This is a genomic window from Ilumatobacter fluminis, assembly GCF_004364865.1.
In the GTDB taxonomy this organism is placed as follows: Bacteria; Actinomycetota; Acidimicrobiia; order Acidimicrobiales; family Ilumatobacteraceae; genus Ilumatobacter; species Ilumatobacter fluminis.
Map to the genome: position 1 here is coordinate 2715598 of NZ_SOAU01000001.1, position 16557 is coordinate 2732154.

At 68.6% G+C, this 16557-nt stretch carries 17 protein-coding genes; 9 read left to right on the plus strand and 8 right to left on the minus strand.

Going from position 1 to position 16557, the window contains the following annotated elements:
• Entirely contained in the window at positions 1-1797 is a 1797-nt protein-coding gene (locus BDK89_RS12315) for an ABC transporter permease (RefSeq protein WP_133869221.1), read from the plus strand.
• A gap of 25 nt (positions 1798-1822) precedes the next feature.
• Positions 1823-3898 (plus strand): 2OG-Fe(II) oxygenase family protein, encoded by a 2076-nt coding sequence (locus tag BDK89_RS12320; RefSeq protein ID WP_133869222.1) that lies wholly within the window; start codon positions 1823-1825, stop codon positions 3896-3898.
• A gap of 28 nt (positions 3899-3926) precedes the next feature.
• On the opposite strand, the gene BDK89_RS12325 is transcribed toward BDK89_RS12320, so the two are convergent.
• From BDK89_RS12325 to BDK89_RS12360, 8 genes are all read right to left on the minus strand, one after another.
• Positions 3927-4622 carry an SDR family NAD(P)-dependent oxidoreductase gene (locus BDK89_RS12325; RefSeq protein ID WP_166657554.1) on the minus strand — a complete coding sequence of 232 codons (696 nt, stop codon included), beginning with the start codon at positions 4620-4622 and terminating at the stop codon, positions 3927-3929.
• Between the two features lies 1 nt (position 4623).
• On the minus strand, positions 4624-5040 hold the full coding sequence (locus tag BDK89_RS12330) for a cupin domain-containing protein (protein ID WP_133869224.1): 417 nt from the start codon (positions 5038-5040) through the stop codon (positions 4624-4626).
• On the minus strand, positions 5037-6212 hold the full coding sequence (locus tag BDK89_RS12335) for an amidase (RefSeq protein ID WP_166657555.1): 1176 nt from the start codon (positions 6210-6212) through the stop codon (positions 5037-5039). Before BDK89_RS12335 ends, BDK89_RS12330 begins: the two co-directional genes overlap by 4 nt.
• Before the next feature lie 8 nt (positions 6213-6220).
• Positions 6221-6994, minus strand: coding sequence for a cysteine hydrolase family protein (locus BDK89_RS12340; RefSeq protein ID WP_133869226.1), 774 nt, complete (start codon positions 6992-6994; stop codon positions 6221-6223).
• A complete protein-coding gene (locus tag BDK89_RS12345) occupies positions 6991-7410 on the minus strand; it encodes an AtzH-like domain-containing protein (RefSeq protein WP_133869227.1) in 420 nt (139 codons plus the stop codon). Before BDK89_RS12345 ends, BDK89_RS12340 begins: the two co-directional genes overlap by 4 nt.
• A gap of 73 nt (positions 7411-7483) precedes the next feature.
• Positions 7484-8137 carry a DUF5995 family protein gene (locus tag BDK89_RS12350; RefSeq protein WP_133869228.1) on the minus strand — a complete coding sequence of 218 codons (654 nt, stop codon included), beginning with the start codon at positions 8135-8137 and terminating at the stop codon, positions 7484-7486.
• A gap of 27 nt (positions 8138-8164) precedes the next feature.
• Positions 8165-9082 (minus strand): branched-chain amino acid transaminase, encoded by a 918-nt coding sequence (locus tag BDK89_RS12355; RefSeq protein ID WP_133869229.1) that lies wholly within the window; start codon positions 9080-9082, stop codon positions 8165-8167.
• A gap of 5 nt (positions 9083-9087) precedes the next feature.
• Positions 9088-10080, minus strand: a complete 993-nt coding sequence (locus BDK89_RS12360; RefSeq protein WP_133869230.1) for a 3-isopropylmalate dehydrogenase — start codon at positions 10078-10080, stop codon at positions 9088-9090.
• A gap of 89 nt (positions 10081-10169) precedes the next feature.
• Between BDK89_RS12360 and BDK89_RS12365 the strand changes: the two genes are divergently transcribed.
• From BDK89_RS12365 to BDK89_RS12395, 7 genes are all read left to right on the plus strand, one after another.
• Positions 10170-10538: a VOC family protein gene (locus tag BDK89_RS12365; protein ID WP_133869231.1), complete on the plus strand. Its 369-nt coding sequence runs from the start codon at positions 10170-10172 to the stop codon at positions 10536-10538.
• Between the two features lie 60 nt (positions 10539-10598).
• Positions 10599-11048: a transcription elongation factor GreA gene (gene greA, locus BDK89_RS12370; protein ID WP_133869232.1), complete on the plus strand. Its 450-nt coding sequence runs from the start codon at positions 10599-10601 to the stop codon at positions 11046-11048.
• A gap of 64 nt (positions 11049-11112) precedes the next feature.
• Positions 11113-11955, plus strand: a complete 843-nt coding sequence (locus tag BDK89_RS12375) for an alpha/beta fold hydrolase (protein ID WP_166657556.1) — start codon at positions 11113-11115, stop codon at positions 11953-11955.
• Entirely contained in the window at positions 11952-13319 is a 1368-nt protein-coding gene (locus BDK89_RS12380) for an ABC1 kinase family protein (RefSeq protein ID WP_133869234.1), read from the plus strand. Before BDK89_RS12375 ends, BDK89_RS12380 begins: the two co-directional genes overlap by 4 nt.
• 122 nt (positions 13320-13441) lie before the next feature.
• On the plus strand, positions 13442-14506 hold the full coding sequence (locus tag BDK89_RS12385) for a hypothetical protein (protein ID WP_133869235.1): 1065 nt from the start codon (positions 13442-13444) through the stop codon (positions 14504-14506).
• An 89-nt stretch (positions 14507-14595) separates the two neighbouring features.
• A complete protein-coding gene (locus BDK89_RS12390) occupies positions 14596-15618 on the plus strand; it encodes an FKBP-type peptidyl-prolyl cis-trans isomerase (RefSeq protein ID WP_133869236.1) in 1023 nt (340 codons plus the stop codon).
• A 32-nt stretch (positions 15619-15650) separates the two neighbouring features.
• Positions 15651-16547, plus strand: a complete 897-nt coding sequence (locus tag BDK89_RS12395) for a GNAT family N-acetyltransferase (RefSeq protein WP_133869237.1) — start codon at positions 15651-15653, stop codon at positions 16545-16547.
• Positions 16548-16557 lie beyond the last annotated feature (10 nt).

Sequence of the window (16557 nt, forward strand, 5' to 3'; positions counted from 1 at the left end):
ATGTCCGTCGTCCCTGCTCCGACCACCACCGCCGACCCGACCGTCGCCGAGGCAGCGCCGCCTCGGCGGCGGCGGCGACGATCGATGCGACGGCTCGCCCCGGCGGGTCTCATCGGTCCCGTCACGGTGGTGGTCGGGGTGGGGGCGATCGGCCCCCTGATCGTGCTCCTGCTGTATTCCTTCGGCATCCTCGGCAACATCGAGGACCCGGGGACGCAGCTCTATACCGAGATCCTCGGTGACAGCTACTTCCGTGGCACCTTCGTCCGTTCGCTGCGGCTCGCGCTGACGGTCTCGATCGTGTCGCTCGTCGTCGCCGTGCCGCTCGCGTTCCGGATCTCACGATCACGCGGCTGGGCACGAACCTTGCTCACGTGCCTGGTCGTGCTGCCGTTGCTCATCAACATCGTCGTCCGCAACCTCGGCTGGGTCCTCGTGCTCAGCCCCAACGGTGTCCTCAACAGCTGGCTCGAACCGATCGGCGTCTCGCAATCGTTCCTCGGGACCGTGACGGGCATCGGGCTCGTGCTCGTCCACGTGTCGGTCCCGCTCGTCGTCCTCCCGCTGCTCGCCTCGATCGACCGGCTCGACCCGGCGCAGTCGGAGGCCGCCCGAGCGCTCGGCGCCCACCCCGCCGTGGCGTTCGTGCGCTTCACTCTCCCGGCGATCGCTCCGGGCCTCCTCGCCGGCGCCGTGCTGTCGTTCGTCATCGGGATCGGATCGCTCGTCACACCGATCTTCCTCGGTCAGGGCCGCACCATGGTGATCCCGACCCTGATCGTGCAGCAGATCTCGACGTTCCGGTGGGAGCGAGCCGCAGCGCTCTCGATGCTGCTGTTCGCCCTCGTCGTCGGCGTCGTCGTGGCGATGCAGCGGATCTCACAGCGGATGGCTCGTGGCCGCACCGAACGGTCGCGCCGACGCGGCCCGATTCTGCGACCCCGGCCCCTGACCGACGCCGCCGCACGCCTGAACCACCTGCCGACGTTCGACGGGCTCCGCCGATGGGTGTCGCGGGTGTACCTCGTCGTCATGACGGCGTTCCTGCTCCTCCCGATGGTGGTCGTCCTCAAGACGGCCGTCGACGACTCGCAGATTCCCACGGCGTCGTGGCACGGCTTCACGACGGAGTGGCTCCAGGCAGCAATCCGCGAGGACGGCTACCGCACCCAGTTGCTGCTCTCGTTCCGACTGGCGATCGTCGCCGTCGGCCTCGGCCTCGTGTTGTCACTCGCCGCGTCGTGGGCGATCGCCCGCTACCGATTCCCCGGGCGCGACGCCGTCGTCGCGTTCCTGATGTCGCCGCTGCTCATGCCGCAGGCGGCACTCGCCGTCGGGTTCGTGCTGTTCTTCCTGATCCTCCAGACCGACCCGTCGTTCGAACGACTCCTGTTCGCACACGTCGTCGTCACGATCCCCTACATGACGCGGGTGCTCGTCAGCACCTTCGAGAACATCGACGCACGAATGGAGGAAGCGGCCGCCGCGTGCGGCGCCCGTCCCCTCACCGTGTTCCGCAAGATCACGCTCCCTCTCGTCCGATCGGGTGTCTTCACCGCCTGTCTCTTCGGCTTCCTCCAGTCGTTCGACGAAGCAGCGATCAGTGTCCTGATCGCGAGCGGCGACACGACGACGCTCCCCGTCAAGCTCATGTCCGACATGTCGTTCCAGCCGTCACCGGTCGGCGCAGCGATCTCGGCGATCCTGATCGTCGCCGTCGTCGCCGTCGTGGTGCCCCTCGAACGCCGATTCGGGATCTCCTCCAGCGCCGTCCTCGCAGGCCGCGACGACGACTGACCCCTCGACCCACGAAAGGTACGCCATGCTCGTCACCGACGTCCCCGCCTTCCGCAACTTCTGGTATCCCGTCGCCTTCGCCGAGGATCTCGCCGACGGTCCGATCGCACGGACCGTGCTCGGCGAACGCCTCGTCGTCTGGGCGACCGACGACGGAGTGGCGGCAGCGCGCGACGTCTGCCCCCACCGTGCCTCGGCGCTGTCGATCGGGTGGGTCGAGAACGGCTGCGTCGTCTGCCCCTACCACGGCTGGCAGTTCGGCGGCGACGGCAAGGCGGCCGTGATCCCGCAACTCGACCCGTCGCTCCCCATCCCGCCGAAGGCGAAGCTGAGTACCGTCCACGCCACCGAACGGTACGGCGTCGTGTGGATCTCCCTCGAGGAACCCGTCGGCGGACTGCCGGAGATCGAGCAGTTCGACGACCCTACGTATCGGACGATCCGCCAGTTCGACGAGGTCTGGGCGGCCGCCGCCCCGCGGCTCGTCGACAACTCCTTCGACCCGGCACACGTGGCCTACGTGCACAAGGAGACGTTCGGAACACCGGAGAACGCTCGCATCGACCCGCCCGAGATCACCTTTACCGACGAGGGCCTCGAGTCACGGACGGAGATGGTGGTCGAGAACCACCTCGACGTCGCTCAGCGGGCCAACCAGATCGGCGAGCAGCGCACCGTCCGCACGACGGTCAGCCGCTTCGTCGCCCCGTTCCTGCGCGTGATGAGCATCACCTATCCGAATGGTCTCCACCACATGCTGGTGACCGGGATCTGCCCGGTCGACGACGAGCACCTCCGACTCGTGCAGTGGGCGATCCGCAACGACACCGAGGCCGACGTCCCTGCGGAGGACGTCGTCGCATTCGATCGTGCGGTCACGTTGGAAGACCAGTGGCTCCTCGAACACACCGAACCCGACTACGAACTCGGGCAGACCGACCTCGTGCACTTGAAGGTCGATCGCGGCACTCTCGCCGTCCGGAAGATCTACCGGCAGATCGTCGACGGCACCTGGCCGGCGCTCGCATCGCGGGCCGGTTCTGCGGCGGCTCCCGTCGCGATCACCGGTTCGGCGGCAGCCGACGTCCCGGTCGTCGACATCTCTGCCTTCGACGGGGACGACCCCGATGCTCGTCGTCGAGTCGCCGAAGCGGTCGCCGAAGCCTGCACCGAGGTCGGCTTCGTGTTGGTGTCGGGCCACGGGGTGGCCGACGCGCTGCTCGATGAGTTCTACGAGGTGTCGAAGGCGTTCTACCAGTTGCCGCTCGAGACGAAGCTCCGCTGGAAGTCGCCGATCGACTCGCTGTACCAGGGGTACGCCTGCCCCGGCGACGGCCCGGGCTACCACACGAGCGAACGGCAGTCGTTCAACGTCGGCCGCTACGACACCGTCGCCGAGGCGATCGCCGCCGGTGCGCCCGACGACATCGGCGACCACATGCACGACGCGCTGTGGCCCGACGTCCCCGAGTCGTTCCGCTCGGTGTGGCGCGCCTACTTCGCCGAGATGGACGCACTGACCCAGCGGTTGATGCGCGTGTTCGAGGCCGGCCTCGGCTTGACGAACGGTCGGTTGAGCGAGTTCGTCGGCAACGACCCGTCGACCCTGGTCGCCAACTACTACTCGGACGACATCGACGCCGGCCACGAACCGTCACCGTTCCGCTTCAAGGCACACCGAGACGGCGACATCTTCACGATGCTGTCGCAGGACGACGGACCCGGCTCGCTGCAGTTGCACCAGCGCCATCGCGGATGGCGAGACGTGCTGCCCGTACCGGGCACCTACGTCGTCAACATCGGCGAGCAGCTCGAACGGCTGACGAACGACCGGTTCGTCGCGACCCCGCACCGGGTGTTGACACCACCGGAGGGCTCCGACCGGAGCATCCCTCGGATGTCGTCTCCGTTCTTCGTGAAGGCCTCGCTCGATGCGACGATCGCCCCGCTGCCCGAGCTGGTCGGACCGGGCGAAGATCCGCACTACGAACCGATCACGGGCCGCGACTGGCTCAATCGGAACATCGCAGACATCTACGCCGGCAACGACTCGACCGTTCGGTTCGAACAGCTCGCCGATAGCGACCCGTCGCTCCGCTGAGCGATCGACCCGGCGAGCGGCCGTCGGGTCACCAGCGCATGGGTTCGCCGAGGCGGTCGACGAAGCGACCGCCGTACGACGAGTCGATGCGACCGACGAGATCGGCGATGTCGGAGACGGCGTCGTCGAGGTCGAGCGGAGCGTCGTCACCGCCCATCTCGGTGCGGATCCATCCCGGGTTGAGCGCCACCGCGGAAATGCCGCGCTCGCCGAGGTCGCGCTGCATCGTGACCGTCACCATGTTGAGCGCCGCCTTGGATGCGTTGTACGCATAATCGACGTCGACGCCGTCGGCGAGTGAACCGAGCTGCGACGACACGTTCAGCACGACCGACCCGTGCCGCATGAGCGGCGACAGGGCCTGGGTGACGTTCAGCGTGCCGATGACGTTGGTCGCGAAGATGTCGGCGACGGCCGTCGGCTCGACGAGTGGCAGTGGCCCGGCTGACGCCTCCCACCGCTGCCCGGGAGCCGATTTGATCCCCGCGTTGTTCACGAGGACGTCGATCTGGTCGACGCGCTCGCGCAGCGACGAAGCCAGCGCCCGGCACGACCCCGGGTCGGTCGTGTCGAGTCGCATCGGCTCGGCCGGTGACCCGTCGGGACCACGGGCGTCGGGTTGCCGGGACGCTGCGAACACACGATGCCCGCGCTCGGCGAGCACCTGGGTGAGACGCCGCCCGATCCCTCTCGACGCTCCCGTGACGACGATCGTGCGCGCCACGTCAGACCTCACCGGCCAGCACGGCCAGATCGTGTTCGTCGAGCCGGTCTGCAGGGCCTTGCTCGATCATGTCGGCGAAGCCGTCGTCGGGTGACATCGTCGTGATTGCGTAGAGGCGCCCGGTTCCGGTGTTGCGGATGCGGTGGACCGATCCGGGCGGCAGCACGAGGAACTCGCCGGCCCGGACCGGGGTCGACTCACCGTCGCACTCGGCGACGCCTTCACCGGCGAGGAACCAGAACGTCTCCACCGAGCGCGGGTGCGAGTTCGGCGGCTGCGACCCGCCCGGGTCCCACACCTCGAACGTGACGCTCGTGTCGTCGCGGTCACGCGGTGGACGCACGACTGCCAACTTGACCGTGTCGCCGTCGGTGATGCGGTGGCACGGTGCGTTCCGGGCGTCGAACAACTCCATCATCGAACCTCACTCTCGGCGTACAGGTCGGCAGCGAGCTCGATCAGACCGACATCGGATCCGGGCGGTCCGATCAGCGCGACGCCGACGGGAAGGCCGTCGATCGACGCACCAGGGATGACCACGACCGGGGCACCCGCCAGACCAGCCGTGCAGGTGAGCCTGAGCGTGCTCGCCCGACGCTGCTCGTGAAGGGTGCGGTCGGCGCCGGCGTCGATCGGTGGTGGCGGGCCCGCTGCCGCCGGGACGGCGAGGACGGAGGTGCCGAGCAGGTCGCGCATCCTCCGGCGCACCTCTGCGGCGACCACATCGGCGCGCTCGACGTCGTCCTCGACCACCTCGGAGCCGGCACGGAACCGCGCCGCGACACCCGGCCCGAACCCGGGATCGTGTTCGTCGATCCAGCGACCGTGGGCTTGCCACGCCTCCCAGGTCTGGCGGGTGCGTTGTGCGCCGAGCGCGACGTCGAGTCCGATCCCGAGGTCGACCGCGTCGGCTGGGTCGACCCACGGCGACAGGCGGCGTGCAACCGCGTCGGCGACCGCTGGTTCGACGTCGCCCACGCACTCGGCCAGCCAGCGAACCGATGTCGGTGGCGCGGTGGCGTCTCGCTCACCGAGCAGTGCTGACGCGGCGATGGCCAACAGTGACAGGTCCCGGGCGAAGAGCCCGACCGTGTCGTACGACGGCGCCAACGGCACGACGCCGTCCATCGGGATCGAGCCGTGTGTCGATCGCCATCCGGCGATGCCGCAGTAGCTGGCCGGCACGCGGATCGAGCCGGCCGTGTCGGTGCCGAGCGCCAGGTCGACGAGACCGGCCGCAATCGCAGAGGCGCTGCCGGCCGACGACCCCCCGGGGATCCGGTCCGGTGCCGCCACGTTGGTCGGTGTGCCGTGGTGCACGTTCGTACCCGACAACGAGAACGCCAACTCGTCCGTCACCGTCTTGCCGACCACCGAGGCACCGGCGTCGACGAGTCGGCGAACGGCAGGCGCTGTCGACGTGGCGGGCGGGTGCGTGGCAGCCCACGTCGGGTTCCCGGCGCCGGTGACGGCGCCCTCGATGTCGAACAGGTCTTTCACCCCGAGCGTCGTGCCCGACAACGGTCCCGATGGCGCGCCGGGAACCATCAGATCGGGGTCGCCGACGAAGGCGCCGACGTGATCGACCATCCGAGACGTCACGAGGCGGCCTCGCCGCAGGCGAGCGCCACGTCGGCGAGCTGCGCCGTGAAGCCGAAGCACTGCCGGACGTTGTAGACGGTGGCGTCCCAGCAGAAGTCGGGCGACGTCGTCGCGCAGGCGTCCTCGAGCATGATCGTGTCGTAGCCCGCGCATGCGGCGTCGGTCAGCGTCGCGAGGACGCACTGGTCGGCGTTGACGCCGGCGAAGAGGAGCGTCGTCACGTCGAGGTTGCGCAGGACGCTGTCGAGTTCGGTGTCCCAGAACCCGCTCATCCGGTGCTTGTCGATCCGGATGTCGTCGTCGGCCGCGATGCGTTCCAGCTCGTCGACGAGTGCCGCACTCCACGAGTTCCGTTCGAGCACCGGGCTCCCGGTGGGTTCGGTCGATCCGATGCCGACGCCGGTGCCCTCCGGGTCGTAGACGTGGATCACGTTCGGCGGCAGGTTGGCCCGGTCGGCGCGAGCGCCCCAGTCGAGCCAGACCACGGGGATACCCGCCTGCCGGAGTGCAGGGACCCCGTTCACCAGGGGTTCGATGGGTGAACGAGCCGACGTGACGTCGACGCCGATCGACGCCAACCAGCCGTCGGGATGACAGAAGTCGTTCTGCATGTCGACCACGATCACCGCCGTCCGATCGAGGTCGAACTCGACCGGTGCGGGGAGCGCATCGACCAGGACCGTCCTCGGCGCGTCGGGACGCGCGACCGAGATGCGGCCGTCGCTCGAACGCCACCGGCGTCGGCCTGCCCCGATCACACCCGGCGTCATGACGCCACCGCCGGTCGTTGCGAGACGTGGGCATGCACGATGCGCCAACCGTCGGCGCGCCGACGCCAGACCTGCGTTCGCTGGATGTCGGCGCCGTCTCGTCGGAGGACGGCGAGATGCAGAGCCGTGTCGGTGTCGAGCGTGACGACGTCGTCGTGGATCCGATCGGCCGGGCCGGTTGCGGGTTGGGCCGCTCGCGCCGCGGCGATCTGCTCGGCGCCGAACTGCTCACCGCTCGGACCGAACCGCGACACCCAGCGCTGACCGGCCGTCGGCCCGTCACCGTCGTCGTCGTCGGCGGCGGCCGCAACAGCGAACCACGATGTCGCCCTCCGGGCGTCACCGACGGCCAGGGCGTCGTCGTAGTCGTGCACGGCGGCACGGATCAGCGACTCGATCTCGGGGTGGTCGACCATGCGAGGAAACGTACGATGACTGTGTTTCCGGCGTGTTTCATCGCCTTGAAGTGCCGATGCCGTCTGCGTCGGGCTAGAGCAGCAGCCAGCGGGCGCGCCTGGTGCACTGTTGCTCGATCGCGACGACCCGTCGCTCGCGCCCGGCCGGGTCTTCCACGGCTTCCACGGCGTGGCGCCACACCTGGGTGCGCCAGCGGCTCAGGAGACGAACGGCGAGCCGCTCGTCGAATCGGCCGAGCCCACGATCGAACAGGTCGAGCCAGGGTGAACGTCGCTCGACCACCTCGTCCTGCACCAGATCGGCGGTCTCGGCGATGACGAGGTTGATGAGGTCGTAGTCGCGTTGCCGAACGTGGCGGAGGTCGTCGTCGGCGACGGCCCACTCACCGTCGAGCAGATCGACGAGGGTCAGGACCAAGTCGTAGTTGATGTGAGCGTTCACCCCGGCGAGCAGGAGTTGGATCGGCTGACCGTCGCCCGACAGTGCCGCTGCGTGCGCGAGTAGCCACGGTTCGGGCACGTAGACCTCGGCGTCGTCGGGCGGCTCGTCGACGGTGAGGAAGTAGTAGTCGGCGAACCGGTCGAGCAGGGCCGACACCCAGACGCCGTCGTCGAAACGCCCGGCGTCGACGTCGTGCACCACCGCCTCGGTCATGCGCCGATAGCAGTCGAGGAAGACGGCGCGCTGATCGCCGACCTCGTCCCAAGCGGCGACCTGGGCCGCCATGCGGTCAGCGTGCCCGCCGCTCACCGGTCAGGATGCGAGTTCGCACCAGTCCTTGTACTTGTCGACCTTGCCGCGCACGACGTCGCCGTACAGTTCGGCGATCGCGAGTGTCTTCGGGCCGGGGCACGGGATGGCACGGTCGTCGACCGAGTTGACCGAACTGACCTCGGCGGCGGTGCCGACCAGGAACATCTCGTCGGCGATGTAGACGTCGGAGCGGGCGATGTTGTCGCACACGGCCTCGAACCCGAGATCGGCGGCGAGCGTCATCACCGTGTTCTGCGTGATGCCCTCGAGTGCTCCGGCCGACAGCGGCGGCGTGATCAGCTTGTCGTGACGGCTGACGAACACGTTCTCACCCGAGCACTCGGCGATCAGGCCGTTGGGGGCGAGCATGAGCGCCTCGTCGTAACCCGCCTTGAGCGCCTCGACCTTGGCGAGCGACGAGTTGACGTAGTTGCCGGTCGTCTTCGACGCCGGCGGCATGATGTTGTGGTCGTGACGGGTCCACGAGGACGTCTTGAGACGCACACCCTTCGTGACGGCGTCGTCGCCGAGGTACGCACCCCACGGCCAGCAGGCGATCGAGACGTCGACGCTGCACGGCATCGTGTTGAGGCCCATCTCGCCGTACCCGAAGTAGGCGATCGGCCGGACGTAGCACGAGTCGAGACCGGTCGACGCGACCGTCTCCTTCGTGGCGGTGATCAGCTCCTCGACCGAGAACGGGATCTCCATCCCGAGGATCTTCGCCGAGTTGTGGAGGCGCTCGATGTGCTCGGTGAGCCGGAAGATGGCCGGGCCCTGCGACGTCTCGTACGCGCGGATCCCTTCGAACACGCCCATGCCGTAGTGCAGGGTGTGGGTGAGGATGTGAATCTGCGCCTTGTCCCAGTCGACGAGGTCGCCGTTCATCCAGATCTTCGGCGTCGGTGTGATCGGCATGACGCTTATTCTCGCACTCGGGCAGCGATGGTGTCACCCACCGAGGTGGTGCTGCCGCTACCCGCATCGTCGCACGCGGCGCGGATGGTCTCGGCGGCGTCCGGTTCGCCGAGGAAGTCGAGCATCAACGCAGCCGACAACACCGCCGCCGTCGGGTTCGCCTTGTTCTGACCGGCGATGTCGGGGGCCGAGCCGTGCACCGGTTCGAACATCGACGGTCCGGTGCGATCGGGGTTGAGGTTGGCGCTCGACGCCAGCCCGATGCCACCCGACACGGCGCCGCCGAGGTCGGTGAGAATGTCGCCGAACAGGTTGTCGGTGACGACGACGTCGTAGCGGTGCGGGTCTTGCACGAAGTAGATGCAGGCTGCGTCGACGTGGTTGTACGCCGTCTCGGTATCGGGGTACTCGGCGGCCACCTCGTCGAAGGTGCGCTCCCAGAGATCGCCGGCGAACGTGAGCACGTTCGTCTTGTGCACGAGCGTGACGTGCTTGCGGGCGCGCGTCTGCGCCAGCTCGAAGGCGTACCGGATGCAGCGCTCGACACCCATCCGGGTGTTCACCGATCCCTGGGTGGCGACCTCGTTGGGGGTGCCCCTGCGCAGCACGCCGCCCTCCCCCACGTAGGGGCCTTCGGTGTTCTCGCGGATCACGACGAAGTCGTGCGGCCGGTCGTGCCCCGGCGCCGTGCCGACGAACGGCCGCTGGTTGACGTACAGGTCGAGTTCGAACCGCATCTTCAGCAGGAGCCCGCGCTCGATCACGCCGGGGGGCACGTCGGGCGTGCCGACGGCGCCGAGCAGGATCGCGTCGTAGTTCCGCAGCTCGGCGAGCGTCTCGTCGCTCAGGATCTCGCCGTCGCGCAGGTAGCGGGCGCCACCGAGGTCGAAGTCGGTCGTGTCGAGTTCGACGCCCGCCGCCTCCATCACCTTGATGGCCTCGGCGGTCACTTCGGGGCCGATCCCGTCGCCGCCGATCACTGCAATCTTGTGTGCCATGGGGCCGGACCCTAGTGCCGCCGAGCGACACGCTCCCAGGGCGAGCGCCCGTCGACAGGCGCTCCGTCGGCGAGTACGGTCCCGACGCGATGGACATCGGCGATCTCGACCACATCGTGCTGAACGTGAGCGACGTCGAGCGGTCGCTCGAGTGGTACACGACCATGCTCGGGTTCACCCCGGAACGGGTCGACGAGTGGCGCTCCGGTGACGTGCCGTTCCCGTCGGTCCGCGTCAACGACCGCACCATCATCGACCTGTTCGCCGTCGACCGGACCGGCGAGAACATGAACCATGTCTGCTTCGCCGGCACCCGCGCCGACGTCGACTCGATCGTCGCCGACGACCGATTCGAGGTCGTCGACGGGCCGGGACGGCGGTGGGGTGCCCGCGGTGACGGCTGGTCGGTCTATGTGCGCGACCCCGACGGCAACACGGTCGAGATCCGCAGCTACTGACGGCGCCGGGGCCCGCTGCAGGGTTCGACGCCGCAGGCTGCTGGGTACACTCGCCCCACTATGGCGACCCAGAAACTGTCCCGAGCCGCCTACGACCGCCTGAAGGCGGAGTTCGACGATCTCACCACCCGCGGCCGCATCGACGTGGCCGAGAAGATCGAACGAGCCCGCGAAGAAGGCGATCTGAAGGAGAACGCCGGCTACCACGCCGCCAAGGACGAGCAGGGCCACATGGAAGGCCGGATCCGGCAGCTCGAGCACATGCTCGACAATGCCGAGATCGTCGAGGACCAGAAGGTCTACACGATCGTCTACGAAGGCGACGGCGAGGACGACGCCGAGCGATACGTGGTCGGCAACCTCGAAGAAGAGGTCGACGGGGCCGACGTCATCAGCGCGTCGAGCCCGCTCGGTTCGGCGCTCCAGGGCGCGACCGCCGGCCAAAACGTCACCTACGAGGCGCCGAACGGCGCCTTGACCGTCACGGTCCTCAAGATCGAGACGCTCTGATCAGGAGCCGGCGCTGAGCGAGTCGCACCAGACCGGGAGCGAGCTGACGTTCGCTCCGGCGTCGGTGCACCGCCCGGCGTTGCCTCCGAGCAGGGAGATCGAGCTCCCCGGACTCGGCCCGCTCACGATCCGAGAGATCGCCGGCCCGGCCGGGGCACCCACCATCGTCCTGCTCCACGGTTGGACCGCGACCGCCGACCTCAACTGGTTCGCCTGCTACGCAGCGCTCGGTGAGCACTTCCACGTCGTCGCGTACGATCACCGTGGTCACGGCACCGGGCTGCGGATCCGGCAGCCGTTCCGACTCGAGGACTGTGCCGACGATGCCGCTGCCGTCGCCGACGCCCTTGGCGTCGATTCGTTCATCCCGGTCGGCTATTCGATGGGAGGCACCATCGCCCAACTCGTCTGGCGCCGACACCGCGACCGGGTCGACGGGCTGGTGCTCGGGGCGACGGCCCCCTACTTCGCCGGGCGGCGCCCGGAGCGACTGTCGTTCGTCGGCCTGACCGGACTCGCCACGATCGCCCGCTACACCCCGGCCCAGGCCCGCGCCTGGATCACCGATCAGGTGTATCTGCAACGCAAGAGCGAGCAGTGGGGGCCGTGGGCGGCCGAGCAGGTCGCCGGCCACGACTGGCGCATGATCCTGGAGGCCGGACGGGCGATCGGCGAGTTCTCCTCGACCGACTGGATCGGCGACGTCGACGTCCCGACGTCGGTCGTCGTCACCACCGCCGACCAGGTCGTGCCACCGCGCCGACAGACGAAGCTGTGGCGGTGGATCCCCGACGCCGACGTGTTCCGGGTCCACGGCAACCACGACGCCGTCGTGAGCGAGGCCGACCTGTTCGCATCCCAACTCGTACGAGCGATCCACGCCACCGGACGGAGCCACGCACGATGATGAAGCGCAGCTGGGGACGACGGTCGGCGCAGGTCGCCAAACTCGGCGCCAGAGTGGCCGGAACCCATGCGTCCACCACGGCTCGCAAGGTCTTCGCCTCCGCCGAACGACGGGTCGAACTCGACGACGAGCGACGGCTCCGCACGGCACAGGCGGTCGCCGACGAACTGGGCCACATGAAGGGCGCCCTCATGAAGCTCGGCCAGATGGCCAGCTACCTCGACGAAGGGCTTCCCGAGCCGCTGCGGCTCGCGCTCGCCCAGCTCCGATCGGACGCTCCCCCGATGACGCGCGAGTTGGCGGCCCAGGTGGTTCGCGACGAGCTCGGCGCCGACCCGACCGACGTGTTCGTCGAATGGGACCCCGACCCGATCGCTGCCGCCTCGATCGGCCAGGTGCATCGCGCGATCGCGATCGACCCGACGTCGGGCGAGGAACGACCCGTCGCCGTCAAGCTGCAGTACCCGGGCGTCGACGAGGCGATCGACGCCGACCTGCGCAACGCCGACTACCTCGGTGTGTTGCTCAAGCAGGGCTTCGGAGGCCTCGACCCCGACGACATGGTCGCCGAGATCAAGGAACGCATCACCGAAGAACTCGACTACGAACTCGAGGCACGCAATCAGCGGGCGTTCGCCGACTTCTACCGAGGCCACCCGACGATCCACGTCCCCGACGTGGTCGACGCGCTGTCGACCAAGCGGGTGCTGACCAGCGAACTCGTCGACGGCCACACGTGGGACGAGATGCTCACGTGGAGTCAGCACGAACGCGACCTGGCCGGCGAGACGATCTTCCGGTTCGTCTTCCGCAGCCTCTACCGGATGCACGCGTTCAACGGCGACCCCCACCCCGGCAACTACCTCTTCCACGGCGAGGGCCGGGTGACGTTCCTCGACTTCGGTCTCGTCAAGCACTTCACCGACGACGAGATGGACACGTTCGCGTCGATGGTCAAGGCGGCCGCCTACGACAACGACCCCGCCGAGTTCCGCCGAATCGTCGAGGCGGCCGGGATGCTGCGCCCGGGCGCCCCGGCCGACACCGCCGCCGTCGGCGAGTACTTCGAACAGTTCTACGAGCCGGTCCGGGTCGACCGCACCATGACATGGACTCCCGAGTACGCCAGCAGCATCGTGCGGCACACGTTCGATCGTTCCAGCCCGATCAGCCAGTACGCCACCGTGCCGAAGGCGTTCGTGTTCATCCAGCGCATCAACCTGGGCCTCTATGCCCTGCTCGGACAGCTCGGCGCCACCGGCAACTACCGCCGCATCGCCGAAGAGCTGTGGCCGTTCACGAACGCTCCCCCGTCGACGCCCATCGGCGAAGCCGCGCAACCCTGGCTCGACGCCCTCGACTGACGCCCACCCCCTGGGTGGTTCGGCACGCGTTATTCGGTTGAACGACATCGCAATCTGCGCAAACCTGCCTCCACCGAACAACAACCTGAACAGCGGAACGTTCAGTCACGGAGGAGAACAGCATGAGCACCATGTGGAGGAGCCGTTGGGCAGCAGTAGGCGCTGCCGTGGCCATCACACTCGGAGCCGGGGGCATCGGCATCGTCGACGCCACGAAGAGCTCCGGCGAACGGGCGGTCTACACGGCGATCGAGCCGTGCCGACTGCTCGACACCCGTCCCAACGAGGGCATCGGCGGGCGAACGGCGCCGCTCGGACCCGGCGAGGTGTATGACCTCACCGCCCACGGCGACAACGGTCAGTGCACCGGCATCCCCAACGACACCGTGGCGCTCGAACTGAACGTCACCGGACTGTTCAACACCGGCGCCACCCACTTCACGATCTGGAGCGGTGCGGGCGCCGTGCCGAACGCTTCGCACGTCAACCTGGCGCCCGGCGCCAGCCCGACGCCGAACAGTGTCACGACCGAACTCGACGGAGCCGGCTTCGCGATCCGCAACAACTCGGCGACGAGCCACGTCATCATCGACATCGTCGGCGTCTACCAAGACCACAACCACGACGACCGCTACTACACCGAAACCGAAGTGGACGACAAGACGTGGGGCAGCACGAGTCTGACCAATGAGGCCGGTGTCGCCGTCAGCAATCGTACGAGCTCGTTCGACCTCACGGGTCCGCCTGAGCTCGTGTCGTCTGCCTTCATGCGTGTCCCCAGTGACGGGTATGTCACGGTGTCCGTCAGTGGCATCTGGTACGCCGGTAATGCCGCAGGGTCCGACTACGGCTACTGCGACGTTCAGATCGGTACGACGAACTCAGTGTCTCCGACGGCAAACCCGGGCTGGGTCATCTTCAACGACCGGGGTGCGACGACGAACGGCTGGGACGGCTTCTCCCTCACGACGACCCTGGAGATCGCGGTCGCAGACAACCCGTTCGCCTTCAACTTCGGTCAGGCGATCAACCTCGTGTGCGATCAGGTGCAGGGCGATATCACGCTCGACGATGTCGTCATCTCGGCATTGTTCACCCCCACCAACTACGAGCCGGTCGGCATCGTCTTCCCGTTCCCCGACGAGGCGCCACTCGCTCCAGGCATGGTCGATCCCATGAACCCCTGATCTCGGCCCACAGGTCGGATGTGATGCGGGAGGGCACTGCTGTGGCGGTGCCCTCCCGGCGCGTTCGGGAGCGGATAGCCTCACCGGCCGTGCAACGACGCCCCCGACATCTCGCTGCGTGCGCCGTCGTCACCGCCTCCGTGCTCGCAGCCTGCGGCGGAGGCGACGACGCCGACGACGCCTCGACCACGGCTGCCACACTCGCGCCGACCACGACGATCACCGTCCCCGACGGCAGCGACGCCTGCGAGACCGACCCCGTCGCCGCCGACTACGAGGGCGACGTCCCGACGGTCCGACGCCCGTGTGAGATCCCGACCGAGGTCACCACGACCGTCGTCGTCGAAGGCGTCGGGTACGCCGCGCAAGCCGGTGACGGCGTCGTGTACCACGTCACCGCCGTGAACGCCGAGGACGGCAGCCTGATCGGCAGCACGTGGACCGACGGCCAGCCCGCCAACATCCCCCAGATCGCCACGGCGGCCACCGACCCGGCTGCGACCACCGACCCGAGTGTTCCGGCCACGACCGAGACGGCGGCAACCGACGGCCTCGACGCCGAACTCGTCGGCGCCCAGGTCGGTGCCCGCATCCGGATCGACGTCCCCGCCGACACGCCCGACGCGAGCGGCTTGTTCGCCGCCGACGAGGTTCCCGCCGGGACCGCGTTGACCTACGTCGTCGAACCCGTCGTCGTCGTGCCGCCACTCGACCCGGGCGACTCGCCGCGCGGTCTCGACATCCCCGTCTCGACCGAGGCGCTCGAGGTCACCGTCGACGACCCCATCGTCGGTGACGGCAAGGTGGTCGAGGAAGGCGACACGACCGTCGTCGCCATGATGATGCTCCGCGGCGACAACCAGGTCGTCCTGTTCGACTCGTGGTACCAGCGTCAGCCGCTGGTGATCTCGTTGCGCCCCGAGCTGATGGGTGGCGCCGAACCGACGACCCTGCCGGGCATCTTCGAAGGGCTGCCCGGCACACGGGTCGGCGGCACCCGCGTGATCACCATGCCGGCCGAGGACGCGTTCGGCGAAGGTGGTCGTCCGCTGCTCGGCCTGCCGCCCGACACCGACGTGATCGTCGTCGTCGAGGTGCTGGGCGCCTACTGACCGGCCCACCCGCACGCCGTAACCTGCCGTCCATGACGGCAGCACATGTCGCCCAGGTCAACATCGGCACGATGGTCGCGCCGACCGACGATCCGGCCGTCGCCGAGTTCATGGACAACCTCGATCGCATCAACGCGATCGCCGACGACGCCCCCGGATTCGTGTGGCGCCTCCAGACCGACGAGGGCAACGCCACCGACATCCACGTGTTCCCGAATCCGCTCGAACTGGTGAACATGAGCATCTGGCAGACGGTCGACGAGCTGAAGGCCTACGTCTACCGCAGCGAACACGTCGAGTTCTTCCGCCGCCGAGCCGAGTGGTTCGAAGCCGACGCGAAGCGGGTCGCGCTCTGGCACGTCGCCGTGGGCGAGATCGCCGAACTCGACGATGCGATCCGGCGGGTCGAGTTCCTCGAACGGTCAGGGCCGTCGGCGTACGCGTTCGGGTTCGCCCGCCCACCGGCGCCGCTGCTGTTCGAGGAGACCGACCTCGACGACCCCGACACGATGGCGTTGGTCGAGCGGTTGAACGAGGAGCTGGCCGCCGTCGCGACGGAGCCGGGCGAGAACCACTTCTCGCTCACGACCGCCGAGGTGACCGGTGACGCCGGACGAATGGTGCGGGCCCGCCTCGACGGCCACCTCGTCGGCTGCGGCGCAATCCGGCGCATCGAGCCACACGTCGGCGAGTTGAAGCGGATGTTCGTCGACCCGGACGCGCGCGGTCGACGTGTCGGCGCGGCGCTGCTCGACCAGCTCGAGTTGCGCGCCACTCGCCTCGGCCTCGACCAGTTGAAGCTCGAGACCGGGCCACGGCAGGTCGCGGCGCGTGCGCTGTACGAGCGATCAGGCTATGCGCGCTGTCCGGCGTGGGGTGAGTACCTCGACTCCCCCGCCACCAGCATGTGCTACGCCAAGTCCCTCTGACCGGGTCGGG